Below are 1178 nucleotides of genomic sequence, written 5' to 3'. Positions count from 1 at the left end.
CGTGGGTGGGGCTAGGGTTTGAGCAGTACCTTGATCGCGCGGCGCTCATCCATGGCCTGGTAGGCTGCCGCTGCTTCTTCGAGGGGCATCTCGACGTCGAACACTTTGCCCGGGTTGATCTTCCCGGCGAGGACGTCGGCCAGAAGCTCGGGAATGTAGGTGTGGGCCGGGGCCATGCCGCCGCCCACGGTGATGTTCTTCGAGAACAGCAGGCCGATGGGCAGTTCGGCGCCGCCGGCGGGAACACCAACAAACCCGAGGTTGCCGCCGGGCCGGGTGCTGGCGAGCGCCTGCTCCATCGACTCCTTGGTACCCACACACTCAAGCACCGAGTCGGCCAGCACTCCCCCCAACAATTCCCGGACTTTCTCCACGCCGGCATCGCCACGTTCGGCGACGATGTCGGTGGCGCCGAACTCGCGGGCCAGCGCCTGCCGATCCTCGTGCCGGGACATCGCGATAATGCGTTCCGCGCCGAGTCGCTTTGCGGCGAGCACACCGCACAGCCCGACGGCGCCGTCGCCGACCACCACCACGGTGCGGCCTGGTCCGACCTGGGCGCTGACCGCGGCATGGTGGCCCGTGGACATCACGTCGGAAAGCGTCAGGAGGCTGGCGGTCAGCGCCCGGTCGGGGTCGGCCACGCCATCTACCCGGCGCAGGGTGCCGTCGGCCTGGGGGACGCGGACCGCCTCACCCTGGGCGCCCTCGACGTAGTGGCCGAACTCGTCGTCGCCGCCCCAGGAGGTGAGGTGGTCGCACGCCACCGTCACACCATTGAGGCACTGGGGACATTTGCCGCAACTGTCGACGAAGGGGGCAATCACGAAGTCGCCCACCGCCAGGTCTGTCACCTCGGTGCCGATCTCCTCGACGACTCCGACAAACTCGTGCCCGATCGCGCGGGTGCCGCGGTTCTTGCCGATGCCGCGGTAGGGCCAGAGATCCGAACCGCAGACACAGGAAGCGGTGACCTTCACGATGGCGTCGGTCGGACGCTTGATCGTGGGGTAGTCGCGGTCCTCAACCTTGATGTCGCCGGGACCGTGAATGATGGTGGCACGCATGCATACTCCTCAAACTGGGATGTAGGGGTGTTCAGTTAGCCTAACGCGGCCGTCACGCCCCGAATTCCAGCGCACTGCTCACCAGCCCCGAGGACAGAAAAGGCCCCGGCG

Annotated in this window: 1 protein-coding gene; it reads right to left on the bottom strand. The window is 67.3% G+C overall.

The features are described from left to right. Window positions 1-11 precede the first annotated feature (11 nt). Window positions 12-1067: a zinc-dependent alcohol dehydrogenase family protein gene (locus K728_RS0100040; protein ID WP_024475443.1), complete on the bottom strand. Its 1056-nt coding sequence runs from the start codon at window positions 1065-1067 to the stop codon at window positions 12-14. Between the last annotated feature and the right edge of the window lie 111 nt (window positions 1068-1178).

Source organism: Arthrobacter sp. CAL618 (assembly GCF_000468215.1).
GTDB lineage: Bacteria > Actinomycetota > Actinomycetes > Actinomycetales > Micrococcaceae > Arthrobacter_D.
This window is presented reverse-complemented; position numbering and strand designations above follow the sequence as displayed.